The organism is Paenarthrobacter sp. TYUT067, from assembly GCF_023656375.1.
Classification (GTDB): Bacteria; Actinomycetota; Actinomycetes; order Actinomycetales; family Micrococcaceae; genus Arthrobacter.
Genome location: NZ_JAMOIT010000009.1, coordinates 82,974 through 109,156 on the forward strand (window position 1 = coordinate 82,974; position 26,183 = coordinate 109,156).

Annotated in this window: 25 protein-coding genes, 1 tRNA gene and 1 riboswitch; of the genes, 14 read left to right on the forward strand and 12 right to left on the reverse strand. The window is 62.9% G+C overall.

Annotated elements, in window-relative coordinates:
• The first annotated feature begins 85 nt into the window (after positions 1-85).
• Complete coding sequence (locus MOD31_RS10040; protein WP_250820493.1) at positions 86-1,072, forward strand: WXG100 family type VII secretion target; 987 nt, start codon at positions 86-88, stop codon at positions 1,070-1,072.
• Positions 1,069-1,548 (forward strand): hypothetical protein, encoded by a 480-nt coding sequence (locus MOD31_RS10045; RefSeq protein WP_250820494.1) that lies wholly within the window; start codon positions 1,069-1,071, stop codon positions 1,546-1,548. Before MOD31_RS10040 ends, MOD31_RS10045 begins: the two co-directional genes overlap by 4 nt.
• A gap of 27 nt (positions 1,549-1,575) precedes the next feature.
• Here the strand turns inward: MOD31_RS10045 and MOD31_RS10050 are convergent, their stop codons facing one another.
• On the reverse strand, positions 1,576-2,310 hold the full coding sequence (locus MOD31_RS10050) for a siderophore-interacting protein (RefSeq protein ID WP_250820495.1): 735 nt from the start codon (positions 2,308-2,310) through the stop codon (positions 1,576-1,578).
• 101 nt (positions 2,311-2,411) lie between these two features.
• On the opposite strand from MOD31_RS10050, the gene MOD31_RS10055 reads away from it, so the two are divergent.
• Together MOD31_RS10055 and MOD31_RS10060 are read left to right on the forward strand one after the other, a co-directional pair.
• Positions 2,412-4,532, forward strand: coding sequence for a penicillin acylase family protein (locus MOD31_RS10055; RefSeq protein ID WP_250820496.1), 2,121 nt, complete (start codon positions 2,412-2,414; stop codon positions 4,530-4,532).
• A 76-nt stretch (positions 4,533-4,608) separates the two neighbouring features.
• The gene (locus tag MOD31_RS10060; protein WP_250820497.1) at positions 4,609-5,208 is read left to right on the forward strand and encodes a GNAT family N-acetyltransferase; all 600 of its coding nucleotides are present in this window, start codon (positions 4,609-4,611) and stop codon (positions 5,206-5,208) included.
• 89 nt (positions 5,209-5,297) lie between these two features.
• On the opposite strand, the gene MOD31_RS10065 is transcribed toward MOD31_RS10060, so the two are convergent.
• From MOD31_RS10065 to MOD31_RS10075, 3 genes are read right to left on the reverse strand one after another with little or no spacing between them, the layout of a single operon-like run.
• On the reverse strand, positions 5,298-6,092 hold the full coding sequence (locus tag MOD31_RS10065; protein ID WP_166842189.1) for an energy-coupling factor transporter transmembrane protein EcfT: 795 nt from the start codon (positions 6,090-6,092) through the stop codon (positions 5,298-5,300).
• The gene (locus tag MOD31_RS10070) at positions 6,089-7,696 is read right to left on the reverse strand and encodes an ABC transporter ATP-binding protein (RefSeq protein ID WP_223941067.1); all 1,608 of its coding nucleotides are present in this window, start codon (positions 7,694-7,696) and stop codon (positions 6,089-6,091) included. The genes MOD31_RS10065 and MOD31_RS10070 overlap by 4 nt, the downstream gene beginning before the upstream one ends.
• Complete coding sequence (locus MOD31_RS10075; protein ID WP_142937750.1) at positions 7,696-8,316, reverse strand: ECF transporter S component; 621 nt, start codon at positions 8,314-8,316, stop codon at positions 7,696-7,698. Before MOD31_RS10075 ends, MOD31_RS10070 begins: the two co-directional genes overlap by 1 nt.
• 75 nt (positions 8,317-8,391) lie before the next feature.
• Positions 8,392-8,528: riboswitch (TPP riboswitch) on the reverse strand.
• A 230-nt stretch (positions 8,529-8,758) separates the two neighbouring features.
• Here MOD31_RS10075 and MOD31_RS10080 point away from each other — a divergent pair.
• Together MOD31_RS10080 and MOD31_RS10085 are read left to right on the forward strand one after the other, a co-directional pair.
• On the forward strand, positions 8,759-9,436 hold the full coding sequence (locus tag MOD31_RS10080; RefSeq protein WP_223941068.1) for an NUDIX hydrolase: 678 nt from the start codon (positions 8,759-8,761) through the stop codon (positions 9,434-9,436).
• Positions 9,437-9,471: 35 nt separating this feature from the next.
• Positions 9,472-9,732 (forward strand): DUF4235 domain-containing protein, encoded by a 261-nt coding sequence (locus MOD31_RS10085; RefSeq protein ID WP_142937748.1) that lies wholly within the window; start codon positions 9,472-9,474, stop codon positions 9,730-9,732.
• Positions 9,733-9,791: 59 nt separating this feature from the next.
• On the opposite strand, the gene mnhG is transcribed toward MOD31_RS10085, so the two are convergent.
• The 6 genes from mnhG to MOD31_RS10115 are packed head-to-tail and all read right to left on the reverse strand — an operon-like array spanning position 9,792 to position 16,106.
• Positions 9,792-10,184, reverse strand: coding sequence for a monovalent cation/H(+) antiporter subunit G (mnhG, locus tag MOD31_RS10090; RefSeq protein ID WP_223941069.1), 393 nt, complete (start codon positions 10,182-10,184; stop codon positions 9,792-9,794).
• The gene (locus MOD31_RS10095) at positions 10,174-10,452 is read right to left on the reverse strand and encodes a monovalent cation/H+ antiporter complex subunit F (RefSeq protein ID WP_142937746.1); all 279 of its coding nucleotides are present in this window, start codon (positions 10,450-10,452) and stop codon (positions 10,174-10,176) included. Before MOD31_RS10095 ends, mnhG begins: the two co-directional genes overlap by 11 nt.
• Positions 10,449-11,015: a Na+/H+ antiporter subunit E gene (locus MOD31_RS10100; RefSeq protein ID WP_166842185.1), complete on the reverse strand. Its 567-nt coding sequence runs from the start codon at positions 11,013-11,015 to the stop codon at positions 10,449-10,451. Before MOD31_RS10100 ends, MOD31_RS10095 begins: the two co-directional genes overlap by 4 nt.
• Positions 11,012-12,595 (reverse strand): Na+/H+ antiporter subunit D, encoded by a 1,584-nt coding sequence (locus tag MOD31_RS10105; protein WP_223941070.1) that lies wholly within the window; start codon positions 12,593-12,595, stop codon positions 11,012-11,014. The genes MOD31_RS10100 and MOD31_RS10105 overlap by 4 nt, the downstream gene beginning before the upstream one ends.
• Positions 12,592-13,092, reverse strand: a complete 501-nt coding sequence (locus MOD31_RS10110; protein ID WP_142937743.1) for a Na(+)/H(+) antiporter subunit C — start codon at positions 13,090-13,092, stop codon at positions 12,592-12,594. The genes MOD31_RS10105 and MOD31_RS10110 overlap by 4 nt, the downstream gene beginning before the upstream one ends.
• Complete coding sequence (locus MOD31_RS10115; RefSeq protein ID WP_223941071.1) at positions 13,089-16,106, reverse strand: Na+/H+ antiporter subunit A; 3,018 nt, start codon at positions 16,104-16,106, stop codon at positions 13,089-13,091. The genes MOD31_RS10110 and MOD31_RS10115 overlap by 4 nt, the downstream gene beginning before the upstream one ends.
• Positions 16,107-16,309: 203 nt before the next feature.
• Between MOD31_RS10115 and MOD31_RS10120 the strand changes: the two genes are divergently transcribed.
• The 3 genes from MOD31_RS10120 (at position 16,310) to MOD31_RS10130 (ending at position 19,465) form a co-directional block, all read left to right on the forward strand.
• Entirely contained in the window at positions 16,310-17,713 is a 1,404-nt protein-coding gene (locus MOD31_RS10120; protein ID WP_223941072.1) for an MFS transporter, read from the forward strand.
• A gap of 64 nt (positions 17,714-17,777) precedes the next feature.
• On the forward strand, positions 17,778-18,260 hold the full coding sequence (locus MOD31_RS10125) for a cation:proton antiporter regulatory subunit (RefSeq protein WP_142937740.1): 483 nt from the start codon (positions 17,778-17,780) through the stop codon (positions 18,258-18,260).
• A 5-nt stretch (positions 18,261-18,265) separates the two neighbouring features.
• Positions 18,266-19,465 carry a cation:proton antiporter gene (locus tag MOD31_RS10130; RefSeq protein ID WP_250820498.1) on the forward strand — a complete coding sequence of 400 codons (1,200 nt, stop codon included), beginning with the start codon at positions 18,266-18,268 and terminating at the stop codon, positions 19,463-19,465.
• A gap of 96 nt (positions 19,466-19,561) precedes the next feature.
• On the opposite strand, the gene dcd is transcribed toward MOD31_RS10130, so the two are convergent.
• Positions 19,562-20,137, reverse strand: coding sequence for a dCTP deaminase (gene dcd, locus MOD31_RS10135; RefSeq protein WP_142937771.1), 576 nt, complete (start codon positions 20,135-20,137; stop codon positions 19,562-19,564).
• Between the two features lie 109 nt (positions 20,138-20,246).
• Between dcd and MOD31_RS10140 the strand changes: the two genes are divergently transcribed.
• Complete coding sequence (locus MOD31_RS10140; protein WP_250820499.1) at positions 20,247-22,304, forward strand: CAP domain-containing protein; 2,058 nt, start codon at positions 20,247-20,249, stop codon at positions 22,302-22,304.
• Between the two features lie 55 nt (positions 22,305-22,359).
• On the opposite strand, the gene MOD31_RS10145 is transcribed toward MOD31_RS10140, so the two are convergent.
• Positions 22,360-22,803, reverse strand: a complete 444-nt coding sequence (locus tag MOD31_RS10145) for an SRPBCC family protein (RefSeq protein WP_250820500.1) — start codon at positions 22,801-22,803, stop codon at positions 22,360-22,362.
• A gap of 215 nt (positions 22,804-23,018) precedes the next feature.
• Between MOD31_RS10145 and MOD31_RS10150 the strand changes: the two genes are divergently transcribed.
• From MOD31_RS10150 to MOD31_RS10160, 4 genes are all read left to right on the forward strand, one after another.
• Positions 23,019-24,527, forward strand: a complete 1,509-nt coding sequence (locus MOD31_RS10150; protein ID WP_250820501.1) for a D-alanyl-D-alanine carboxypeptidase family protein — start codon at positions 23,019-23,021, stop codon at positions 24,525-24,527.
• A gap of 111 nt (positions 24,528-24,638) precedes the next feature.
• Positions 24,639-24,712 (forward strand) — tRNA-Gly (locus MOD31_RS10155).
• A 144-nt stretch (positions 24,713-24,856) separates the two neighbouring features.
• Positions 24,857-24,991: a hypothetical protein gene (locus MOD31_RS21930; RefSeq protein ID WP_011776304.1), complete on the forward strand. Its 135-nt coding sequence runs from the start codon at positions 24,857-24,859 to the stop codon at positions 24,989-24,991.
• On the forward strand, positions 24,988-26,145 hold the full coding sequence (locus MOD31_RS10160; RefSeq protein WP_250820502.1) for a N(5)-(carboxyethyl)ornithine synthase: 1,158 nt from the start codon (positions 24,988-24,990) through the stop codon (positions 26,143-26,145). Before MOD31_RS21930 ends, MOD31_RS10160 begins: the two co-directional genes overlap by 4 nt.
• Positions 26,146-26,183 lie beyond the last annotated feature (38 nt).

Here is a 26,183-nt window from a genome sequence, read left to right on the forward strand (position 1 = left end):
TCCCTCAGTTCCTTCAAGGGCAGAGCTCCCCATTGTGCCCCAACGGGAGTTGGCGAAGGATGTACAGGAAAGCTCAGGGGGAAATATGCCTTTCTACGGCGCCGACGTCGATCAGCTCAAAGCACTATCGAAAACCCTTGCCAGCGGGGCCTCGCTGCTGGCCACCCGCGCCCGGGAACTCGATTCCCTGATCGCGCAGGGCGGCTATTGGCAGGGACAGGATGCCAAACGCTTCGCCTCCGAGTGGCAGGGCCACTTACGGCCGCTGCTTGAAAGGACCTCGCGTGGGATAGAAGAAGCGTCCAAGTCTGTGCTCACCAACGCGGACCAGCAGTCGGGTGCCTCCACTGAGGGCGCCAGCGCAGGCAACAGCGGCCCAGGCGGCGGCTCCGGCGGAAGCGGGACCGGGAACGACTCCGCCAAACCGGCGAAGGACGCCACAACAAAGACCTCCAATCCCACCCAGCCCACGCCCCAGGAGATCCTGGACCAGTACCAGGTCAGTGACGCGGAGACCACTAACTGGCCCGGCGACTGGGATCCGTTGCGGTTCGTGACGGACCAAAGAGTGGTTACCGAGAAGGAAGCGGAACTGCTGAACGGCCTTGGACCTTTTGAGCTGAACGCTTTCAAGGGCATTCACGACGACGCCTTCAGTGTTGCCGATGAGCGCTTCCCCAGCGAAGACCGCAACGATGACCAGAATGACGCTTTCCGACACGCCTATTGGAACGCCCTCATGGTCAAGGAGTTTGGCGCTGACTGGGCTGAGGACTACGCCACCGCCCACGAGCAACTCCCCGGAAACCCGGCTCCACGCGAAGCAATGGATCTGTACAACAATGAGGTTGGTCGCAATGTGGCCATTGCCAATCCGGATGCCAGTGCTGAGGAGCTTGCAGACTTGATCGAGGAAGCCGTCAATAACGGAGACACTGTGGTGGTGGGACCAGACCTGTTGCCGCACCCGTCCAACCAGATCCCCGCCGACCAGACGGGCGACGCCGGCAACGCCGAGCCAGCCCCTGGTGAAGATCCTGAGTTCAACGACGAGTCCAGGACTACGTCGTGAGTCGTCCTGCCACCCCAAACGCACGACGCCGCACCAAGACTGCGGCGCCCCGGGTCACCATGACCAGCCTGCTCACCCTAGTTCTGGCCTGCGCCTTGGCCGCTTGCTCCCTCGGAGGATCCGTCATGCCCGAAACAAACGACCACCTCAACGGCCAGGTCCTGGAGGCCGCCACGAATGGCACGGCGCTCAAGCTGTCCGATGCCACGGATTTCGACTGGGACCAAGCAGGTTTTGTCACGGCTGGAACCCCGGCCAAGGACATCGAGGAAGCCTTTGGGGAACCGCTCACCAAGGAGAGCCGCTACACCGCCTCACCGGCACTTTTCGTCTTCCTGAAAGACGGCAAAGTTACCAAAGCGGTCAGTATTGTCCCGGACGCCTTCTCCGGGGCCGATGCCAGGAAGAAGTACGGCCGCGATGTGGTCCTCACTCCGCCGGAGGGGCAGAAGGGCTACCTCACCTGGCGCGAGTAGCGCCCACCGCGAGGAACCCGTCAATCGTTAGACCCGCCAGTACCCCAGCGCATCCATCCGGTGCTTATCCACGCCGAGGTCTTTCCTCAGGTGCTTGACGATCGCCCGCGTACTTGATGCTTCGCAGGCAATCCAGAAGAAGTCCTCCCCAATGGAGACAGTGTCCGCCGTGAGTGCAGCGCAGACTTCCTCCACCAGCGCGGCACCGTCGCGTTTGCGCGGAATCCAGGTGACGACGTCGGAATCGGACGTTCGCACCTCAAGCGAGGGGTCGGCGTCGTGCTGGTATTCGAGCCACGCCGTCACCGGAGCTGCGCCGGCAGCTGCACGCCCGCGCTCGTCCAGCAGCGAATTGATGGCAGGGATGGAGGCGGGATCGCCCACTACCCAGATCCGGCGCGGCGCCGGCTGTGGGAAAGCGAAGGAGCTGCCTTGGACGGTGGCGCCGATGGTCTCGCCGGGCTGGACCGAACGGGCCCAATCCGCAGCGACGCCTTGGTGCATCGCGAAATCCATGCTGAACGTGCCGGCCACCGGGTCAGGGTTCACCAAGGTGTAGGCGCGCTGGTGGGCCTTGCCGGAGTCGTTGAACCAGAGCCGGATCCACATGGTGGGATGGATGCCGCTGCGCTCCAGGAGTCCGCCGTCACGCACATGCACGCGGAGGAAGTCGGGGGTGATTTCTTCACTTCCTGTGACCTCCAGGGTGAAGTCCTTGGCGCCCATGACTTTGAGGACGACGCCTTCCCAATTGCGCTTCAAGCAACACTCCTTCACGAATGTCCACGATTTGTGAACGGGGCCAAAGCCCTTTATCTTGAGCTTAAGTAAGCCTAACCTAAGCTTGAAAGCGGCCAGAGATTATGACGTCTGCCCCGACGCACCATCCCGCCCCGGCAGGCGGCTCCGGAACATACCGGGATCAGTGGGGAATCCCGCATTTATGGGCTGATTCCCCAGACGAACTTGCCTTTCTGCAAGGCATGAATGCGGCCACGGACCGCTCTTGGCAGATCGAACTGGAACGGTGGCGTTCGGAAGGCCGCACAGCCGAGGTACTGGGTGCAGACGCAGTGGTCTGGGACCGTTTTGCCCGCCAGGCGCGGCTGGATGTCACCGCGCGCCGCTGCTTCGAAAACCTCGACGCAGGCACTCAACGCTGGTGCGGACAGTACGTGGCAGGCATCAATCAAGCACTGACGGACGGGCATCGGGGCGGAGCCGAGTTTGACGAGTCCGGCAGCGAACCCGAGCCGTGGAATCCATGGACCCCGCTGGGCGTCTTCCTGGTGCACCACATCCTCTTCTCCACCTTCCCCAACAAACTGTTCCGGGCACACGTCGCGCGGACACTCGGCGACCACGCCGTCAGCCTGTTCAGCATCGAGGCACCCGTCTGGTCAGGCAGTAACGCGTGGGCGGCCCACGGCTCGACGACGGCCAGCGGCCTGCCGCTGATAGCCGGCGACCCCCACCGCCTCATGGAACTCCCCGGCGTCTACCAACAGGTACGGCTGGCCTGCCCCGAGTTCGACGCGATCGGATTCGCGTTCCCCGGAGTTCCCGGCCTCCCCCATTTCGCCCACACCGGCAACACCGCCTGGGCGATCACCAACGCCATGGCCGATTACCAGGACCTCTTCGTGGAGGAATTGCGCCGGATCAGCGACAGATCCGGTGATCGCATCGAGGCGCGCGGAGCGGAAGGCTGGGAGCCCGTCGTCGTGAGTTCCGAAACCATCACCGTCCGCGACGGTGAGGGAGTGGCCGTTGAAATTATTGAAACCGCGCGCGGCCCGGTCATCTCTGAAACGCCCGACGGCGGCGCACTGAGTTTGCGTTTCCCGGCCAGGGTCGAGGGGCGGTTGGGTTTCGAGGCCCTCCTGCCGCTGCTGCGGAGCCGGAGCGTTTCCGACGTGGAAGCCGCCTTCGATGCGTGGGTGGAGCCCGTCAACAGCGTAGTGGCCGCCGACGTTTCCGGGTCCGTACGGCATTTCGTCGCCGGGTTGGTTCCGCAACGGAATCCGGCCAACCGGCGATTGCCCGTCCCGGCCCTCTCGGCCCGCCACGAGTGGGAGGGACAGTACGTGGTCCTGCCCCGCACCGAGGTCCAGAGGTTTATGGTCAGCGCGAACGACCGCGAAGCTGGCGGCGGTGACATGGTGGCCATGGAGTTCGCGCCCGCGCATCGGGCCCTCCGCATCCGGCAGTTGCTGGAGTCGACCGCCGGTCCGTTATCCGTGGACGCCATGCAGGCCATCCACACGGACACTCTGCTGGGTCCGTGGCCGTTGTTCCGGTCAACGCTCTCCGGCCTTGACACCCAGGACCTGTCCAGGGAGGCCAAGGACCTGCGTGCGCTGTTGTTGACGTGGGATGGACTGATGGATGCCGGCAGCCACCAAGCTGCGGTCTTTGCAGCGTGGCGCGGAGCTATCGTCCAGCGACTGGCACGGCATTCCGCGTTGGCTCCCCTGGGTGAGCCCACTGGTTACTCAGCGTTGTTCGGGCCTTGGTTATCCGTGGCATCCCGCATTGGATTCGCCTTGGAGACCCTCCTGGCGCGTGGGTCCGAACTCGGCATTAACGTTCGAGTGGAAGCCGCCGCCGCACTTGAAGACGTTGCCTTGGAGGAGTCCATGCTCAACGGCGCTGCATGGGGTGACCGGCACAAACTTCTGGCCGTCCACGTCCTCCCCGGCCCCCTCGCGTCATCGGCGCCCACCTCAGAGCTCAGCGGAGACACCGGGTGCGTCCTGTGCACCGAGAGTCTCCCAGGTGTCGAAGACCGAAGCTTCCGTGGGCCCGTGGCCCGCTACGTCTGGGACCTGGCTGATCGGCGTAACAGCCGTTGGATTGTGCCTTTCGGTGCTTCCGGCTCGCCAGGTCACCGGCACTTCGCCGATCAGCTGCCGCTCTGGACCGCGGGTCAACTCGCCCTGGTGGTCACTGACTGGCCTTCGTTGGCCAAAGATCATCCCTGACCAGCCCGTTCCGTCCCTCTCGTGACCCCACATCCGCCAGCATCCGCATCAGAACGCATCAGCCCCGAAGGAAGCCATGACCACCACCACCCAGGACTTCTCTGTCCGCACCACCGTTTACGCTGAAGACCTCGAGGGGTGGGGCGCATTGCGGCTTGTCCCGCTGGTTCCTGCCGAGGACATCCACTTCATCTTCGAATGGGTCACCCAACCCCGCGCCAAGTTCTGGGGCATGACGGAAAACTCCAGGGACGAAGTCCAAGGGATCTACGAGTTCCTGGACTCCTTGGAGACCCACCACGCCTTCCTGGCCCTCCTTGACGGGGAGCCACTGGCCCTCTTCCAGACCTACGAGCCCCTGCACGATCCCGTGGGTGAGGCATACCCCGCCCGCGAGGCGGACATCGGCATGCACCTGCTTCTGGCCCCCGCCACACGGCCTATCCCGCATTTCACCCCCCGGCTGGGCACGTCCTTGATCAAGTACATGTTCTCCCTGCCGGGCAAGGACCGGATTGTGGTGGAACCGGACTCCCGCAACGCCAAGGCCCTCCGCCGCCTGGAAGCGACGTGCTTTGAGTTGGGTCCCATCATTCAGCTCGCTGAGAAGGAAGCCCAGTTGGGGTTCCTGACCCGCGCAGGCTTCGATGAAATCCAGGAGCAGCAGGCTCTCTGAGCCCGCGTAGAGAGGACAAAAAGTGCCGCCGGCGGCCCCCAACGCTACCGGCGGCACGCTTGGTGCCCAGCTCACCAACGCCTCCAGCGCTAACGCCAGACGAAACTCCAAGTTCCCGCTCCAACGGCCGTCAGCACCGCACCGGCGGCGATCACCAGTCCGCCAAGGACCACCCACGCATCCAACAGCGAGTACGTAGATTCGCGCGCCCACGTCCGCCGGCCCCCGCCGAAACCGCGCGCTTCCATGGTCACAGCCAGCCGGGAAGCCCTGCGAACAGCTTGGACCAGGAGCCCGAAGCTCTGGCCGAGGGTTGCTTTCAGGCGTTGGAACGGGCTGCCTTGTGAACCCACCCCACGGGCGCGGCGGGCCATGCCAATGGTCTGCCATTCCTCGGCCATGAGCCCCACCAGCCTCATCGCCGCGAGGGACCCCAGGACAAAGCGGTGTGGCAGCTTTGCTTTCTGCGCCAAGGCATCAGCCAAGTCGGTGGGATCGGTGCAGGTCATCAGGAGAATGGCCGGCAACGCAATCGCCAAACCGCGCAGCATGAAACCCAGCCCCAGCTCCAGGGAACCTTCACTGATGGACCAGAGTCCGACGTCGAGCAGCACAGCTCCGCTGTCCGCCGCCACAATCGCGGTGCTCCAGCCGCCGATCGCTGCCGCGATGATCAGGGGCCAGGCCCGCTGCCACAGAAGCCTGAGAGTGAGTCCGGCCAGTGGAAAGAGCGCCAGTTCCGCAACCAGTGCTGTGGAGGCCGAGACCCAGTCGATGGACAGGGCCAGCACCAAGGAAATCAGGAAAACGGATACGAACTTGGCCAACGGGTTGGCTTTGGTCAGGAGGGCATGGTTCCCGCGCAGGTTCAAGGCGTCCCTCATGCTGCACCCGCTTCCTGACGTGTGGCTTCACCCTGTTGGACCGGGCCGAGCCGCAATTCCGTTCCGCCGAGTACGGCACTGAATTCCTGATCGTGGGTCACGGAGACCACCGCGGTTCCAGCGTCCAGCAGCTCGGAAAGGAACGACGCCAGTTCTGCCCAGGTGTTGGCGTCCTGACCGAACGTGGGCTCGTCCAGGACAAGCACTTTCGGATGGGCCGCGAGCACCGTGGCCACCGAGAGCCGCCGCTTCTCCCCGCCGGACAACGTGTACGGGTTGGCATCCACCAAGTGCGTCAACCGCAACCGCTCCAGCAGTTCATCCACGCGTTCCTCGCCGTGGCCAAGATGCTTTGGACCAAACATGAGCTCATCCAGGACGTTGCCTGTGACGAACTGGTGCTCAGGTTCCTGGAAAACCGTGCCAATGCGGGAGATCAACTGCTCGGCTTTCCACTTGTACGGGTCAATACCGGCACCCTGGGAAAGGTCGACGGCGGCACTGACCTTGCCGTCCACCGGCGCAAGAAGGCCGGCGAACGTGAGCGCGAAAGTGGATTTGCCGGCACCGTTCGGACCCGTGATGGTCAGCGCTTGGCCTGCCCTGACCTGTGCACTGATGCCCGTTTGAACCGGCACGGGTGGGATGGTCTTGAACCTCTTGCGTCGTGGCTTTTCCCGGGAAACTGCGAGGTCCTGCGCCGCGAGGAGGAGCTGCGCGGTGTGGGGTTCGGCGTGGGGATCATTCCGCCGTTCCCGGGTCGCCGGAACATATCCCGGCACCCAGACGCCGGCTGACATCAGCATGGTGCGGGCTTCAGAAAGTACCTGGTCCGGCGGCCCGTCCAAGAGGACGCCCCCTGTAGCCCGGCCCGCTCCCAAGCCGTCCGAGCCCGCCGCCTTTGTTGACCCTGGCTGCAGGACCACAATCCGGTCCACCAGGTCCTTCCACACGGACACTCGGTGTTCCACCACAACAAGGGTGGCGCCGGTCTTGTCCAGGCACCGCCCTACCGCATCCCGGACCTCCAGAACGCCCGCCGGGTCCAAGTTTGCTGTTGGTTCGTCCAGCAGGATCAGGCCGGGTCGCATCGCCAAAATGCCGGCCAGCGCCAGGCGCTGCTTCTGTCCACCGGAGAGTGCCGCCGTCGGGTGATCCAACGCCAAACCGCCGCCTGCCGCGGTACGCAACCCCACGTCGTCGAGCGCTTCATGGACGCGTTCCCAGATCTCGTCCCTTGGGACGGCGAGGTTCTCCGCGCCGAAGGCGACGTCGTCACCCACGCGCGAGAGGACCACCTGTGTCTCAGGGTCCTGCTGCATCAGCCCGGCCCGGCCACGCTGCTCGCGGGGCGCGACGCCGTCAATCAGCAGGGAGCCGGTCTCATCCGAGTCGTCTTCCTCGTCCCCCAGAACCCCGGCAAGGGCATGCAGGAGCGTGGACTTGCCCGCACCCGAAGGACCCAGCAGCAGCACGCGCTCCCCCGGTTCAATCCGAAGGTCCAGGCCCTCAATGGCAGCTTGGGCCCGGCCTGCATGCCGCCACCCCCAGCCCTCGGCGGAGATGGCAGCAGGCTGCACCGCGCCGCTAAGTGTCGCGGACATCAGTTGAAGACTGGCTCCGAAGCGGCCTTGCGCGAGGCAAAGGAGCTCAGCACCCCGGTCTTGGCCAGCCCGCGCGTCGCAATCCACGAGAGTGCGCCCGCGATGATCGCCCCGGAGATCGTGGTGAAGGTGATGTAGGCCAGCTTGTCGATGGCCTCGTAAGCGATGTTCCAGCCCCAGGGCAGGAAGGAGTCGTTTAGGCCGCAGAAGAGACCCGCGCCGGCGCCCGCAAGGAGAGCAGTGGGCAGGTTGAACTTCTTGTACCGGAACGCCGCGAAGATGAGTTCGGCGCCCAGGCCCTGCAAAATGCCGGAGATGAGCACCGTGGTGCCGTACTGCGAACCCATGATGAGCTCACCCGTGGCGGCAACAGCCTCGCAGAACAGCGCTGCACCCGGCTTGCGGATAATGAGCATGCCCAGGACCGCAGGGATCATCCAGCCGCCGGCGATCAGACCGGTGAGCGGCGGATACGTCGCATTCATGGGGATGGAGACCAGTGCGGCGCCCTGGGACCATGCCCAGAAAATCACGCCGCCGGCAATGGCGATCAAAGCCGCCACAACAATGTCTACAACACGCCAGTTATAACTGGTCTTCTTCACGTTTACCGTGGTCATTTTCTGCCTCCTGAGGTTACAGGAGGGGAAAGTGCTACCCGTCATCCAGCTGGCCTGCGCCGCCCGGATCCGGACACTCTGAGAAGCTCGACTCCCTTGCGCCGGTACTAACCGGATCAGGTTCGAGGGTCTGCGGCTATCCGCACTCTCAGCGCCCTCGCGTCTCCTGCATCTCTGCAGAGTCCGACGGCGGCGCTCCCCTGTCGTTATCAAATCTGCCCTGATGGGCTGGTTCAGTTTACACCTGAGTCCGCGGCGGGCGCTGGTCCGTTGGGCGGCATTCAGTCACAATCAGCCGCGGCGGAGCACAGTGCTGACCCCCGTGCGCGTTGCGAGGCCCACTCTGCACCCTAAACCCACACCATTCCATGCACACCGGGCCACACAACGGGACCTGAGAGAATGAACCAGCAGACTTCACCGCGGCAAAGGGGCACACGTCATGACGAACCTTCCCACCACCCATAGCGCTGTGCCCCAACCACGTCTGGCCGCAAGCGTCATCCTGCTCCGTGATGCCCCTGCCGGGCTCGAAGCCTTCGTCCAACACAGGGTCAGCACCATGGACTTCGCGGCCGGAATGGTGGTCTTCCCGGGAGGACGTGTGGACTCCGCGGACGGGTCCGGGTGGGACTACCCGGAGGAATTGCTTCAACGCCACGCGTCAGAATGGAACCAGAGCTCCGTGGGCGCGGATCCTGCCGAAGCCGTGAGGAACGCCGGGAGAATACTCACTGCGGCCATCCGCGAAGTTCAGGAGGAGGCCGGGCTCACCATCGAAGCCGGACACCTCCGCCCGTGGGCCAACTGGATCACGCCCGCGGACATGCCCAAGCGCTTCGACACCTTCTTCTACATTGCCAAGCCAACAGCTGGTGCTACGCCCCAACACCAAACAACCGAGGCTTGGCAATCATTGTGGATGCCTGTGGCGGAGATTCTTGCAGCGGAAGCGGCCGGCACTTTGAAGTTGATGCCGCCAACCTATTACCTCCTCAAGGAACTTGCCGGGTTCGGAACAGTTGACCAGGTTTGGACGGCCGAGCACAGCGTCGTCCCGGTGCTGGCGCCGGTGGGCTCCATGGCAGCGTTCCTTAAGGAGCGGGAAAACCGTCGCTAACGCGTGCGATGGGTGTAGCCAGCTAGGCTGGGGACATGAACCTCTTCTTTAAGCTGATCGGTGCCGGAGTAAGCCTCGGGGCAGGCTTCGTGGGCACCAAACTCGTCAACAAAGGGTGGGAAAAGGCAACAGGCAACAAGCCGCCCCTGGGTCATGACGACGCAGAAACCAGCCTGCGCTCGGCCTTAACCTTCGCTTTGATCTCCGCCTTTGTCAGCACGCTCATCCAAGTCCTGGCGAGCCGGGGCACCCAGCGGGCCATCGCGCGCTTCGCCAAGAGCCACGACATCGTCTAGGCATCCAAACCACGACGCCGGGTCACCTGCAGGTGACCCGGCGTTCGTCGTTGCTGCTGCTAGCTGTCGCTCCGCGGTTCCTGGCCGGCAGCCGCCCTTTGGACCACGGCCTCCAGTTCATCCTTGGTGAGCTTCTCCCGGTGTCCATGTTTGGTGCGGTAGGCAGAACGGCCAACCATGTGAGCTGACACTGGTGCTGTGAGGAGCTGGAAGATCCATGCCACCAACAGAACCGGCCACACCCACCATGTCCGCATCTGAAGTCCAATCGCGGCCAGCATGAGGAACAGACCCAGGACCTGCGGTTTGGTGGCTGCGTGCATGCGGCTCATGAGGTCCGGGAACCTCAACAAGCCAATGGCTGCGCCCAGGGACATCAGCGCGCCCACCACCAGGAACACCGCGGTGACAGCATCAATGACGGAGTCAAGGCCCGAAGCGTCAGGATTCATTGCTCTGTTCCCTTCGCTCGGCCACGAACCTTGCAACGGTCACCGAGCCAATAAAACCGATCACTGCCAGAGCCACCAGCAGCATCAGGTTGTTCAGGTGCTTGTTCAGCGCCATGTCAATCGCCAAGGCAGCGCCCAGGATGGCCAGCAAAACATCTGATGCCAGAACACGGTCCAGAAGGGACGGACCGACGGCGATGCGGACAATCGCACCTGCGGCCGCCAGGCTGAGGATGACGGCGGTAACCACCAGAACTACTTCCTTCACAGCGCCGCCCCTTCCAGCCCTGGCCGTTGTTCGGCCTTGAGCGCCTCGACTTCTTCGCGTGTACCCATAATGCGGATCAATCCTGCTTCGATGTCTTGGGTTTCCTGACGAATTTTGTCGATATCCGCCTCTTCATAAATGTTCAGTGCGTGCAGGTACAGCGTGGAAGTGGAGCGGTCCACCTCCACCACCAGGGAGCCTGGGATCAACGAGATCACGTGGCCGGTGGCCGTCACCATGAGGTCGGAATGGCTCCGCAACGGAACGGCGACGACGGCGCTGCGGACCTTGGGCCCTTTTGCGACAGCCAGGTACAGCACCAGGAAGCTCGCTGCCACCACTTTGGCGAGGAACATCAGCGCAAAGGGAATGGCGCGAAGAATGTTGAACCTGCCGCTGAGCTCGACGGGCGGAAGGTAGAAGAACTTGGCCACCAGCACGGCAATCAAGGCGCCGAACAGGAGATTCCCGGGGCTGAAGTCCCGCCACAGGGCACCCCATACGATCACCAACCAGATGAGCAGCGGCAGTTCCGTGCGGAACGAGATCGGTTTACGGCTCATTTGGCATCCCCCGTCTGCACGTCATCCCTTCGAACCAGCGGCGGCACCACAACCGAATCTCCGAGGACCGAGTGAATATAGGCCGAACGGTCCAGCATGATTCCTGCGGAGCCGTCAGCGACCTTGAACAACGGGCCTGCAAAGACGGTCAGTGCCACGCCGAACACCACCAGTCCAGCTGTGGATCCCACCATGGTCCGTGGAAGTACTCCCACGTTCCCGGGCGTTTTTAGCACGGGGTCCGGATACTCAGCGTCCTCGGGCCTGCGCCAGAACGCCCTGTTCCAGACACGGGCGATCGCCAGCAGTGTCAGCAGGCTGGTGACCACGCCGCCCACCACCAACGTGATCGCCAACGGCGTCCCCAGCTCCACACCTGCTTGCAACAACCCCAGCTTTCCCAGGAAGCCGGAGAACGGCGGAATGCCCGCCAGGTTCATCGCGGGGATAAAGAACAACAAGGCCAGCAGCGGGGAGAGCTTGGCCAAGCCACCCAAGCGGTCTATGGACGAGCTGCCACCACGCCGCTCAATGAGGCCGGTGACCAGGAACAAACTGGTCTGGACGGTGATGTGGTGGGCTACGTAGAAGACCGCGGCGCCCAAACCTGCCACTGAGCTCATGGCCAGGCCAAACACCATGTAACCGATGTGGCTCACCAAGGTAAAGGACAGCAGACGTTTAATGTCGCTCTGGGCCAAGGCACCCAGAATTCCGACAATCATGGTCAATAGCGCCACCACCATCAGTGGGACGTTCAGCGTGTCCCCTGGGAATAAGAGCGTCTCTGTCCGGACCATCGCGTAGACACCCACCTTTGTCAGCAATCCTGCGAACACGGCGGTGACTGGGGCGGGAGCAGTTGGATAGGAGTCAGGAAGCCAGAAAGACAGTGGGAAGACTGCAGCCTTGATGCCGAACGCCACCAACAGCATCACATGCAGGAGGTTCTGGGTGCCCTGGTCCAGCTCGGCCAGCTTGATGGCCAGGTCCGCCATGGTGATGGTTCCCGTGGCTCCGTAGATCATGGCGATCGCAATGAGGAACAGTACGGACGAGACCACGGAAACCACCACATACGTAACACCGGCCCGGATACGCGGCCCCGTTCCGCCCAGCGTCATCAGCACGTAACTTGCTGTCAGCAGGATCTCGAAACCGACATAGAGGTTGAAGAGGTCACCGGTGAGGAAGGCGTTGGACACGCCAGCCACCAGGATCAGATAGGTGGGGTGGAAGATTGAGACCGGGGCTTCCTGGTCACCGTCGGCCATACCCTGACCCGTTGCGTAGATGAGCACCGCAAGGCTCACCACGGTAGAGACCACCAGCATGAGCGAGGAGAACTGGTCCACTACCAGGACCACACCCCACGGGGGCAGCCATCCGCCCAAAGTGACCGAGGTGGTGCCCCCATCCCATACGGAGATCAGGAGCAGGCACTCGAGCAGAAGGGTTGCACTGAGAATGCCAATGCTCACCACCCGCTGCGCGCTTTGATGGCGGATCAGCAAGAACGCCAGGGCAGCACCCAGAATTGGTAGGAGGACAGCTAGCGGCGACAGGTTCGCGAGATTCACGCGCTGCCTCCTTCCCGGGTTGTTGCCGTGTTGGGGGTCTCTGTGGCGTCCGGTTTGTCACGATCCGCCGGGCTGGCAGGAGTGACCGCGAATTCCGAGGTTTCCAGCGGCACGATGGCATCGTCCTCGGCATCGAAGCTCGGCGTCTTCGCCACGCGAACGTCTTCAAGGTCATCCTGGATCTCATCCTGACGAGCCAGGACCCACGTGCGGTAAATAATGCCCAACATGAAGGCCGTCACCGCGAAGGAAATGACAATCGACGTCAGGATCAGTGCCTGCGGCAGAGGATCACTGTATGCCTCCGGGGCCGTTTCCTTGCTGAACAGCGGCGCAAGGCCTGCATACCCTCCGGTGCTCAGGATGAGAATGTTGGTTGCGTTGGCCAGCAGCATCAAACCCAACAGCACTCGGGTCAGACTGCGTTCCAGGATTAGGTAGATACCGCAGGCGTACAGCACGCCCATGACGATCAGCAGGGTCAGGTTGATGCTCATGCGTTACCCTTCCCGAGCGCAGCGGATTCAGCGGCTTCGTGGGCAAGTTCGGGATGCTCGGCGGCATCTTCATCCGCGAGCGGCGCGCCTTTGCCTTCGAAGTGCTCGTCGATTTCGGCGCCGAGGCTGCGGAGGACATCCAGCGCCAACCCCACCACCACGATGTACACGCCGATGTCGAAGATCGTGGACGTGACGAACTTGACGTCACCAAAGACGGGCAGCCAGAACTCGATGATCGCGCTCTGGAACACCTGTCCTCCCAGGAAGAGTGGAACCACACCGGAGGCTGCCGCGGTGGCAAGTCCCGTCCCCAGAAGGGTGCCGGCACTGATGGTCGCTGCCTCGCTCAACTCGAACCGGCCACCGGCCAAGTACCGGATGGTGAGGGCTAGGCCGGCGGTGAGACCGCCCGCGAAGCCGCCGCCCGGTAAGTTGTGTCCGGCCAGGAGAAGGTAGATGGAAAAGACGATCATCGAGTGGAAAATCAGCCTGGTCACTACTTCAAAGATGATCGAGCGTCGCTCCGGCGCCAGCGTGCGTCCCGCCACCAGCCAGGCATCGCGCGTGACGTCGGTGAACTTCTTGGCGACGGCCAGGGCGGCGCCGTCGTGAGAATCACGGTCGACACCGGTGCGGCGGCCCACACTGCCTTCAGGTACGGCTTCGGAGGTCTTGATGCGATCGCCGCGGCTGCGGACGAAGATCAGGCTGGCAACGCCCGTGGCGGCAATGGCCAACACGGAGATTTCCCCGAAGGTGTCCCAGGCCCGAATGTCCACGAGGGTCACGTTGACCACGTTCAGACCCCCGCCACCTTCATAGGCCAGTCGCGGGAAATCGAGTGAGATGGGGGTGGCAACGCGCGCGCCCATGGCGTAGATGGCCACGAAGATCATGGTGATACCGAAGGCTGCGCCGATGATCACTCGGATCACCCGGAGCCTGCCACCGGTCCGGTCCCTTAGCTCAGCGGGCAGGCTGCGCATGGCGAGCACAAAGGCCACCAGCACGATGGTTTCCACGAGCATCTGGGTCAAGGCAAGGTCCGGAGCACCTTGCAACGCGAACATGAGGGCGATGCCGTAGCCGGTTACTGACACCATGAGGACCGCAAGGAAGCGCTTGTTGGCCCGGACCGCAGCCAGGGCACCCACCACGATCCCGATTCCGGCCACGATCTGCAGCGGGGAGTTCGGGTCAATGAGGTAGATGCCGTCCGGCAGGGGCTTGTTGGCCATGATCAAGGCGGTGGCCGGCACAGCGAACGCTACCGTCAGAATTACTGCCAGATAGAAGTACAACGAACCACGCTGTGTGCGGCCGGTGACCCAGACGGCAATATCGTCCAGGGCGCCAATGGTGTTCTGGTACGCGCGGTCGCCATCCACCCAGTCCGGAACCACGCTTTGTGCCCGGGAGACGAGGTTGCGTCCGTAGAACATCGCGGCGCCTGCCGCGAAGGTTATCGCTGTCAGCCCCAAAGCTGGGGTGATGCCATGCCACAAAGCCAAGTGTCCGGCGTCGACCGCGTCCGCGCCATCAGCGAATAGCGCTGCGTAAGGCTGGATCCAGGTGTCCACGGGTGCCGGCCATACACCGTAAGCGATGGTCAGGAGGCTCAAGATTGCCGGTGCGGCCAGGAAGGCGGGCTTGATGGGCTTGAAAGGCGTGGGCTCCACGCCGGGCTTGACGGCGAACGCACCCCACATGAAGCGGGCGCTGTAGGCGAAAGTGAGGATGGAACCGATGACCAGCCCAACCAGGATCCAGATGCCCCACACCGGAGCATGATCGCCGGTGCCGTAGTGGACGAAGGCCTCAAATACCGATTCCTTGGCCACAAAACCAGCTAACGGCGGCACGCCGGCCATGGACGCGGCAGCAATACCGGCCACCGCTCCGAGGGCACGCGAAGAACGGAAAACCCCGGAAAGCTTGCGGATATCGCGCGTTCCGGATTGGTGGTCAATGATGCCCACCACCAAGAAGAGAGCCGCTTTGAACAGGCCGTGGGCCAGCAGCAGACCCAGTCCCGCGAGGGCAGCATCCGGTCGGCCCAGGCCCACCACCATGGTGAGGAACCCGAGCTGGCTGACGGTGCCATAGGCGAGAATGAGTTTGATGTCGGTTTGGCGAAGCGCACGGTAGCCACCTACCAGCATGGTGGCCAGGCCCAGGCCGAGAACCACGGGAAGCCAGAACTCCGACGTCGAAAATCCCGGAGCCAGACGCGCCACAATATAGATGCCGGCCTTGACCATCGCTGCCGCGTGCAAGTAGGCGCTGACAGGTGTGGGAGCCGCCATGGCGCCCGGCAGCCAGAAGTGGAACGGAACAAGCGCCGATTTAGTCACCGCACCGGCAAGGACAAGTACGACGGCGGCAGCCACCGCTCCTTGCATCGGTCCGCTCATGAGCGTCCCGGCTTGGTCCAAAATCACTGAAATCCGGTAAGTTCCTGCAGCCTGGCCCAAGACGATGAGGCCCACGAGCATGGCCAAACCACCAGCTGTAGTGACCATGAGTGCTTGGAGCGCCGAACGGCGCGCAGCCAAACGGGTGCGCGCATAGCCGATCAGCAGGTAGGACAGGATGGTGGTGAGTTCCCAGAAGATGAACAGCATCAGCAGGTCATCGGAAGTCACCAAACCGAACATCGCGCCGGCAAAGGCCAGGAGTTGAGCTCCGAATCCGCCCAGATCCGCGTCCTTGTTTTTGAAGTAGCGGGCGCAATAAATCAACACCAAAGATCCAACGCCGAGGATCAGGAGCGACATCACCCACGCCAGGGGATCCATACGGAAAGCGAGCTCGAGCTTAAGGGTGGGGATCCATGGAAGGATTTCTTCCATTCCTCCACCGGAATATGCGGCCTCGTACTGGAAGACCAGCCAAACAAAGGCGCCCGCAGGAACAGCCGCGAGGGCGTAGAACGCATTTCTGCCCAGTTTGCGGAAGATCAAGGGCGCCACAGTTGCCGCTACAAAGGTGATGGCGAGAACTGTGATCACTGTTATCTCCGCAAAGTCAGGAACATATTGTCAAAAGTTGGAGCAGGCGGTCATACGTTGGGTTCGGTTTACCCAGTTTATCAAGGCGGACCGACAGTTTTCGGCATGGGAACCCGTCTGCGCGGACGGCTTAAAGCCGCGTTGTCCACATACCGGTCTGTCATGTGCCCACCGACATCCCTACCCCCTATAGCATTCAAGCTATGAACGCGGCCGCAGTTCCCGAAGCCTCCCATCCGACGTCCGAGCTTGCCTCGGGACCTGTTGCCTCCAAAAAGGCACAAATCCTCGCTTGGGCATCCTGGGACTGGGGATCAGCTGCCTTTCAAGCGGTCATGACCACCTTCGTTTTCACCGTCTATTTGACGTCTAATGCCTTCGGAGGTGAGGACGCTGCCTCGGCAGCCCTCGGTGCCGCGCTGGCAATTGCGGGCCTAGCTATTGCACTGTTTGCTCCCGTCACGGGCCAACGTTCAGATGCCGGAGGGCGCCGCAAGCTCTGGCTTGGAGTCAACACGGCCGCCACAGCCGTCCTGACTGCGCTGTGCTTCTTCGTTTTCCCGAGGCCGGAATTCCTGCTCCTGGGCGTCTGCCTGATCGCTCTGGGCAACATCTTCTTCGAGTTTGCAGGCGTGAACTACAACGCCATGCTGGCCCAGATCTCAACCCCCAAGAACATTGGCAGGGTCAGTGGCTTTGGCTGGGCTATGGGGTACCTCGGAGGAATCGTGGCGCTCCTCCTTGTTCTGCAGTTGTTTGTCCAGCCTTCCTTCGACTGGTTCGGCTCGTCAACGCAGGACTCACTGAACATCCGGCTCGTTGCCATCTTCTCCGCCCTATGGTTCTTCATCTTTGCACTTCCCGTGATGTTCGCGGTTCCGGAAGTTTCCGCGAGGCGAAACACCACATCCCTGGGTTTTGTGGACTCCTACAAACTGCTGTTCCGCCGCATCAGCGCGATCTACAAGACCAGTCCCCACACCATCTACTTCCTGCTATCCAGCGCCATCTTCCGCGACGGCCTCGCGGCCGTGTTTACCTTCGGCGGCGTCATCGCCGCCGGTACTTTCGGATTTGAACTCAAGGACGTCATCTTCTTCGCCATCTTCGGCAACGTTGTAGCGGCTGTCGGTGCCATCGTCGGAGGCTTCCTGGATGACAGGATCGGACCCAAGTCAGTCATTATCCTTTCCTTGGTTGGCCTCCTCATCGCGGGCACAGCCATCCTGGTTCTCGGCAATGGGGACTACGTCTTCTTCGGAAATGATTGGCCCGGGACCACCACGTTCTGGGTCTTCGGTCTGATGCTCTGCTTATTCGTGGGACCAGCCCAATCGTCATCACGGGCGTACCTGGCAAGGCTGGCCCCGGCCGGGGAATCCGGTGAACTGTTCGGGCTTTACGCCACAACTGGCAGGGCAGTCAGCTTCCTCGCCCCCACACTTTTCACCCTGTGCATCACCATTGCCTCGCCGCTTGTTGCAGAAGGTGAAGCGCAACGCTGGGGCATCCTGGGAATCATGGTGGTGCTGCTCGCGGGCCTCTTGGTGATCCTCCCGGTGAAGCCGCCGGCCCAAGTGGAAATAGCCGTGGTCCCCGAGCGTTAACTACATAGGGCCGGTTGGGCATGAACGCCGTACCGGACCCGTACAACAGAGTTAGGGTGAAGCTATGAACGTGGATGAGACTGAACTCCCAGGCCTCGGGGTCCGTAAGGATTTCGTCACGGCCTCGGGCCGTCGCATCGGTGTCGTGGAACTTCGAGAGGGCGAGACAGAGCTTTTCGTGTCCACCTGGGATGATCCTGACACCTGCCAGGCATCCATCCCTTTGACAGCCGACGAGGCGTCCACATTAGGTAACCTCCTGGGCGGGCAACACATTGCCATGCGCTTGGCCGAGGAGCATCGCGAGATACCGGGCATCGTCACCCGCCAGTTCTCCATCACACCGGAGTCGCCCTTCGTGAACCAACCCATGGGCAAAGCGCAGATCCGCACACGCAGCGGTGTCTCCATCGTGGCGATCATGCGCGAAGGCGAGGTGGTCCCGTCGCCGGCTCCCGACGTCGTACTTCACACCGGCGATTTGCTCGTAGCGGTCGGCACGCAGGAAGGTCTTGACTCGGCAGCCGACATCCTCCGCAACGGCTGACCGGGATGGATCCGCTTGCATTAGCCCTCGTTGAACTGGGGGCCGTCGTCTTCTGCCTCGGTCTCCTGGCTCGACTAGCGGGCCGAATAGGCATGTCCCCCATTCCCCTCTACTTGGTGGGGGGCTTGGCTTTCGGAGCCGGCGGGTTCGTCAAACTCGATGGCATGCACGAGTTCGCCCATCTCTCGGGAGAAATCGGCGTCATCCTCCTGCTGCTGATGCTCGGACTGGAATATACGGCGTCGGAGCTTGTTACAGGTCTTCGAAGATCGTGGCAGGCCGGCGTCATGGACTTTGTCCTCAACTTCCTGCCGGGCGCCGGATTGGCCGTGCTTTTGGGATGGGGACTCGTGGGTGCAATCGTCATGGGTGGCGTCACCTATATCTCATCGTCCGGCATCGCCGCGAAGGTGATCACCGACCTCGGCCGAATCGGTAACCGCGAGACGCCCGTTGTGCTTTCCATCCTGGTCTTTGAAGACCTGGCCATGGCCATTTACCTGCCCATCCTGACCGCCATCCTTGCCGGTGTGGGATTCCTTGGCGGACTGCAAACGGTGGGAATTGCCCTGGCCGTGGTCACGGTGGTTCTGGTGATTGCACTCAAGCACGGCCACCGTGTCTCGCAGGCAGTGCACAGCGAGAACTCGGAGGTCTTCCTCCTCAACGTGCTTGGCCTGGCTCTCCTCGTGGCAGGCATTGCATCTGCCCTGCAAGTCTCCGCCGCAGTGGGTGCGTTCATGTTGGGCATCGCTATCTCCGGTGCGACGGCCCACAACGCCACCAGGATCCTCGAACCTTTGCGGGATCTTTTTGCTGCCATCTTCTTCGTGGCGTTTGGACTCAACACGGACCCCACCTCCATTCCCCCGGTCCTTGGATGGGCGCTGGTGCTGGCATTCGTCACCGCCGCAACCAAGATGCTCACAGGAATTTGGGCCGCCAATCGCGCGGGCATCGCTGTGCCGGGCCGCTTCCGCGCAGGAGCTGCGTTGATCGCCCGCGGTGAGTTCTCCATTGTCATCGCAGGGCTGGCTGTTGCTTCCGGGGCCGTGCCCGACGAACTTGCAGCCCTCGCTACCGCTTACGTACTCATCATGGCCATCCTCGGCCCGCTTGCGGCCCGCTTCGTGGAGCCAGTGGTCAAGGCCATCCGAAAAACTCCGGGAACACCACCCCGCACGCCGGAACGCGCACCCGCGTAGCGAGCGTGTCACCCCCTCCGCCGAGGGGGCGGGATCTCACCCCAAAGACACACCCAAAGCCAGGGGGCTAAACCCTCGGCGGCACGCCAGAAGACGCTAAATGGACGTCCGGTGGAAGTTCTGGTGGCTGCGGCTGGCGGTGGGTCCACGCTGGCCTTGGTAGCGGTTGCCGTACTCACCGGAACCGTAGGGGTGCTCAGCGGAGGACGTCAGACGGAAGAAGCACAGCTGGCCGATCTTCATGCCCGGCCACAGCTTGATGGGCAACGTGGCAACGTTGGAGAGCTCCAAGGTCACGTGACCCGAGAAACCGGGGTCAATGAAGCCAGCCGTGGAGTGCGTCAGGAGCCCAAGCCGCCCCAGGGATGACTTCCCCTCGAGGCGCGCAGCAATGTCGTCGGCCAAGCTGACAGTTTCGTAGGTGGAACCGAGCACGAACTCCCCAGGGTGAAGAATGAATGGCTCGTCGCCCTCCACTTCCACCAACCGGGTCAGCTCAGGCTGTTCCTCGGCGGGGTCGATGTGGGCGTATTTATGGTTGTCGAAGAGCCGGAAGAACCGGTCAATCCGCACGTCCACGGAAGACGGCTGAACCATCGCGGGGTCGTACGGTTCAAGAACAATCCGTTGGGATTCTATTTCGGCACGAATATCGCGGTCAGAGATCAGCACAGCATCAAAAATACCCCATGCATTGTCCACGCCGCCCCATGGGACTATAGTTCCCGGACATGTACAACCGCGCCCGTACTTGGGGGCAACGAGCATTCGCGGGGTAATTGTGAGAAAACTGGCTGCGCCTGCCGCCATTGTGCTGGCCTGCACCCTGGCTCTCGGGGTGGTTGCTTCCAGCCAGATTTTTCCCTCAACGCAGACCAGCCCCGGCCCCACGTCCACCCCTTCGGCAGAGGTCCCGTCAGGACTGACGGGACCGAAGGAAAGCACGACGGCGGAGCCCGCACCTTCCGCGCCCCTCCCGGCAGCCGGCAACGTATCCCCGCCGTCCACGGCGCCCGCCCCGGACGCAGGGACTTCGACGCCGACACCAGGCATCACGACGGGAGCCGACTCAAACGGTGGTCCCGTCGCCGTGGATCCCGTCTTTGAAACTCCGCCGCCGTTGCCCAGCATCGGGCCCTCGTGGGGTCCGGACAACCCCTCGGACCCTGGTGTCTCCGGACCGCCGGCAACTGAACCGGCGCCACCAGTGACCGCCGGCACCGTCCCCAGTGAGGCACCGCCGACGGCCCCGGCCGCAGGACCGAACCCCGCGGACTCGTTACCCACCGAACCAGCCTCACCCACCGAACCGGCCTCGCCCACGGAACCGACGGAGCCAACCGGCTCTCCGAGCCCGTCACCCACTGACACCGCCTCGCCACCCCCGGCGACCGAACCCCCGGCAACCGAACCCCCGGCGACCGAACCTCCAGCAGTCGACACCGCACCATCTGGATCAACACCGACTCCGCCCCCTGCAGTAACCCAAAACCCGGCACCCTCACCCACCGCCCCCACGCCGTTCCCGGGAAAGGCCCCCAGCGGCGACATTAATCCTGACAACGGTGCCCTGGCCCTCCTCCCTGACAGCAACACGGCAGCGATCCTGACGGTTTTCAACGCGATCAACAGTTATCGCGCATCGCTCGGCCTGGCCCCCGTGAAGTACCACGCAACTGTGGCCAGCCTGGCGCAGGATTGGTCCAATAACATTGCAACGCGTGAGGTGATCCAGCACCGCGCCAATTTCTGGACGGATCCACGAGCGCTGAACCCCAACAACGGCGCGGGTGAGGTGATCGCTGTCCGCTGGGACCGGGACGCGGCGCAGCTTGTGGAGTGGTGGAAGGGATCGCCGGGGCACGATGCGCTTCTCCGTGATCCTCGGTTCAATGTCATGGGCATCGGCATCACGTACACGGATGGAAATTGGCAGACCACCCCGAATCGATTCACGCTCTGGGGTGTGGTGAATTTCTTCGGCTACACCACCTTGCCGGCAGGGACCACCACCAGCCCGGGCGGCACCGTCCCGCCACCAACGGATCCTGTAGGTGTCTGCGAACCGGGCAGCAAGCACCAACCACCCACCCTTAACCTCAGCGCGGCATCGATCAGCAGCGCTGCAGACCTGGTATCAATCGCCGGCGACGGTTCCGTGGTGGCCTACCCTTCGTGGGGTGGCGGCCGGTACGGCGGTGGCAAGAGAATCGGACTCGGGTTCACCGGGCTGAAGGACCTCTTCATTACGGACTGGGACCGCGACGGGGTGTTTGACCTGATCGCCCAAAGACTCGACGGCGCCCTCTTGGTGTATCCCGGTCTTCAGGCAGGAGGTTTCAAGGATCCCGTTGCACTGGGCCAGGGCTGGGGGACGCTAAACATTGCCGTGGGCACGTGGTGCGCCAACAACCGGCTTCCCCAGATCGTAGCCATGGACTCGGGCGGTAACCTGTACCTCTACAAGAACGCGGGCCTGGCCTTTATTCGTGCGCAGGCGGCGATTGGAACGGGTTTCCCGGCCATCAGGCTGAACATGGTGGATTACAACGCCGACGGATTCCAGGATTTGCTCACCACTGAGGCCAACGGCACCCTCCGTTTGTATCGGGGCAGCGGACTGGGCACGCCCAAGCAGGAATCGCGTCCGGTAGTGGGTGCTGAATGGACGGATTACATCGGGCTGCGAACGCTGCGAGGTGTGACCGGTCCCGACTCGACGGGTGTTGCCGGGCTGAACCGCAACGGTGTTGTTGAGTATTGGGATCTCAATACCGGACGCCTCACAACTCCGGTGACTATAGGCATCGGTTGGGGCGGGCTGAAGTTCGCCCAGTAGAAGCTGCGCCTCAACGCCTAACCCGGGCGTCGGCGTCGTACGTCAACAGCGGCGACTACCCCTCAGGGTGGGCTTCGATGGCAATCTTGAGCTGTTCCAGCTGCGCCACTTCGCCCTCCAAGGCTTTCTGGATCACGCCGTTCGTGAGCTTACGCAGGCCCTTGGGGTGGTATTCAAGGGCGAACCGGAGCCGGGTGGTGTTGCCTTCGGTGCTGAGGTAGAAACCGCCGGTGGGCCGTGCTGGCCCTGTAACCACGGAATAGCGGACTTCGGCTCCTGGGCGGGCCTCGGTGATCCTGAAGTCGGCGGCGACGGGGCGGCCGCCGGGGCCGGTTATCGTCTGCTGGTACAGGGCACCTTTTTGGCCGCGAACGCCGGACCGAAGCGCGATGCTGCGCACTCCGGAACGCCAGAGGGAGTTGTTCATCCCGTCCATGAGGAATCCGTAGACGGTCATGGCGTCCCTATTGATCACCACTTCATGGGCTGCGAATGCCACGGAACCTCTTTCGGCGTACGGTCGAATATTCGTAGCCCGGTTCCCCATACGCTGCAGCTAACACCTTCAGAATAGTCAGCGGCGGGGCGCCCACGACACAAGACTGCCGAGCCTTGACCGAATGGTTATCTGCCGATTATTGCGGGTAACTGCTGACAGGCGACCGCGGGCCGGGTAGAGTGCCTGCGGCTGGTTACAAAAAAATTGGGGGCGTTATGCGAGGGAAAAATCATTCGGGTTCCGTGGGGAGCGCACGACGACGACTGGCAGCTTGCGCTGCGATCTTCAGCCTGGCGGTAGCTGGCGGGGTCATGGCTGGGGCGCCTGCCACGGCAGCGCCGGTCCCTGCCACTGCTGCACAGGCCAGTGTCGTTCAAGCAGCGGTGCCAACCGCAGCGAATCCGCTGCCGAGCGTCGATCCTGTGGGCAACCCCGCGAGCTACTCTGTTTTGGTCAATAAATCCAGGCCCCTGAATCCTGTGAGCTACGCTCCGGGCGACCTTGTTAATGCCCGCGGCTCCGGGCAGTACCTGCGCGCCGAAGCTGCGGCATGGCTCAACGGTTTGTTCCAGGGTGCGGCCGATGCCGGCACGGGCGGGCTTGCAGTGGTGAGCGGCTACCGTTCCTACGCGCAGCAGCAGCAGGTTTACTCCTACTACGTCAGCATTTACGGCCAGGCCCAGGCGGATCTCATTTCGGCACGCCCAGGACACAGCGAGCATCAGACCGGATTGGCTGTGGATGTGGGGAACGCCAACGGTTCGTGCGGGCTTAGTACGTGTTTCGGTGACACGGCCGCCGGCATCTGGGTGGCCGCGAATGCCCACAAGTACGGCTTCATAGTCCGCTATCCCAACGGTTATACGAACATCACGGGCTACAGCTATGAGCCGTGGCACCTGCGTTACGTCGGCGTGGATCTGGCCACCGATATGAAACGCCGGGGCTTTCCCACCATGGAACAGTACTTTGCGGGCAATCCCACCGCTTATGCGAGCATCACCTCCGGAGCGGACTTGGTGGCCGCAGACTCTTCCGGCCGGCTCCTTCGCTACCCTGCGCACGGTGGTGGCGGCTACGGCGTTCCCACGGTGATCGGTTCCAACTGGCATGGCTTGAAGCAGGCCTTCGTAGTGGACTGGGATTCTGATGGCGTCTACGACATTCTGGCTCAATGGGACAACGGCACTCTGGGCTTGTTTACGGGCTGGCCTGGCGGTGCTTTCTCCACTCAGATCGTGGTGGGAACCGGCGACTGGGACAAGATGAACATCACCGTGGGCAAATGGTCCGCCGCGGAACGCTTCCCAGGGGTCGTTGGCTATTTCCCGGATGGCGGGCTGCGCTACTACCCCAATACCATGGGCAGGTCGTTGATCTACCGCGTGGACATTGGAAGCGGCTGGGCTGGAATGGGCCTGACCATGGCCGACTGGAATGCCGACGGCGCCAACGACATCCTGGCCACCACAACCTCCGGGCACCTGCTCAGCTACCCCGGCAACGGCAGTGGCGGCTTCGCGGGACTGCCCACCACCATTGGTTCCGGCTGGGGCACCATGAAGGCGCTGGTTCCGAGCTTCGGTTTGTCAGGCCCGGGAACGCGCAGCATCACTGCCCACACCGTGGACGGCTATCTTGTGGACTACGCCTTGGGTGCGGGGGTCTGGGGTGCCCAGCGTCAGGTGGGCAACGGCTGGAATGGCATGAAGCTGTTCAAATAGGGCCGGGGTGGGCCGCGGTGACGGCCCGCAGCGGTCTACGGTGCGCCGGTCATGAGGAGTCCCGCAACTGCGCTAAGCTAGGACTCGCTCAGGGGATTTTTCCCGGGCAACGCGGGCGTAGCTCAATGGTAGAGCGCTAGCTTCCCAAGCTCGATACGCGGGTTCGATTCCCGTCGCCCGCTCCAAGAAAACCCCGGATCCAATGATCCGGGGTTTCTTTTGTCTTCAGCCTGCCGCCAAGCCCTCGTGACTCCGGCCACAATCCGCTCCGGGGAAGGTGTATCGTCAGGAGTCAGGAGCCATCGCGGCTCCGCTCTAAGGGAGCCATCATGGGCGACAAATCACCGCGCCAAACCGCATCAAAGAAATCCAGTAAATCCATCAAGGAAAAACGTGCGGATAAGCGGGCTTCCGAGTCTTCCGCCACCGAGGCGGCAAAGCCTTCCACCGGCAACAAGAAGTGAGCGCGCCAACCGGCCAGCTCAGCATAGGCGTCCTGGCTTCCTCACTGAAGCCCAATGAGCGCCGTCTACCGATCCACCCGCAGCATTTGGAGCGGATTGCTCCTGAAGTACGCGGGCAACTTCGCTTCGAGCATGGCTACGGCGAGCGGTTCGGCGTTCCGGACAGCAAACTTGAGTCTTTGGTAGGCGGGCTCGGAACGCGTGAGGAATTGATTGCCGACAGCGACGTCATCCTCCTCCCTAAGCCGCAGGCCCAGGATCTGGCTGAACTCCGTGACGGGCAAACCTTATGGGGCTGGCCGCACTGCGTGCAGGACCGGGCGATCACCCAGTTGGCAATCGACAAGAAGCTCACGCTCATTGCTTTTGAAGCGATGAACCACTGGGCGGGCGATGGTGGCTTCGGCCTCCACGTCTTCCACAAGAACAATGAGCTCGCCGGGTACTGCTCCGTGCTGCACGCCCTGGCCCTGACGGGTTCCACCGGCGACTACGGCCGCCGGCTCAGCGCCGTCGTCATTGGCTTCGGTGCCACCGCCCGCGGTGCTGTCACGGCGCTCAATGCCCATGGCATCCACGACGTCCAGGTCCTGACAAACCGTGGCGTCGCCGCCGTCGGGTCTCCGATCCACTCAGTGCGGATCGTGCAGTTCGACCATGACAGCAAGGCGCCTTTCCTGAGCGAAGTCATCACGGACAAGGGGCGCAAGCCCTTGGCTCCGTTCCTTGCCGCGGCTGACATCGTGGTGAATTGCACCCTGCAGGATCCGAACGCCCCGCTGACATATCTGCGCACGGAGGATTTGACGGAGTTCCAGCCGGACAGCCTCATTGTGGACGTTTCCTGCGACGAAGGCATGGGCTTCAGCTGGGCACGGACCACCACGTTCGACGAGCCCATGTTCCGCGTTGGTGGGCACGTCAATTACTACGCAGTGGACCACAGCCCGTCCTACCTGTGGAACTCGGCCAGCTGGGAAATCAGCGAGGCCCTGCTGCCCTTCCTGGAAACCGTGGTGGCGGGACCGGAGGGATGGGATGCCAACGAAACCGTCTCCCGGGCCATCGAGATCCGCGACGGCGTGATCCGGAACCCGGACGTCCTGGAGTTCCAGGGACGCTCAGCGGAGTATCCGCACATACCTGCGGCCTAGCGCCACGCCACATGAAGCGCCCCGGTTCGGCTGGGGCG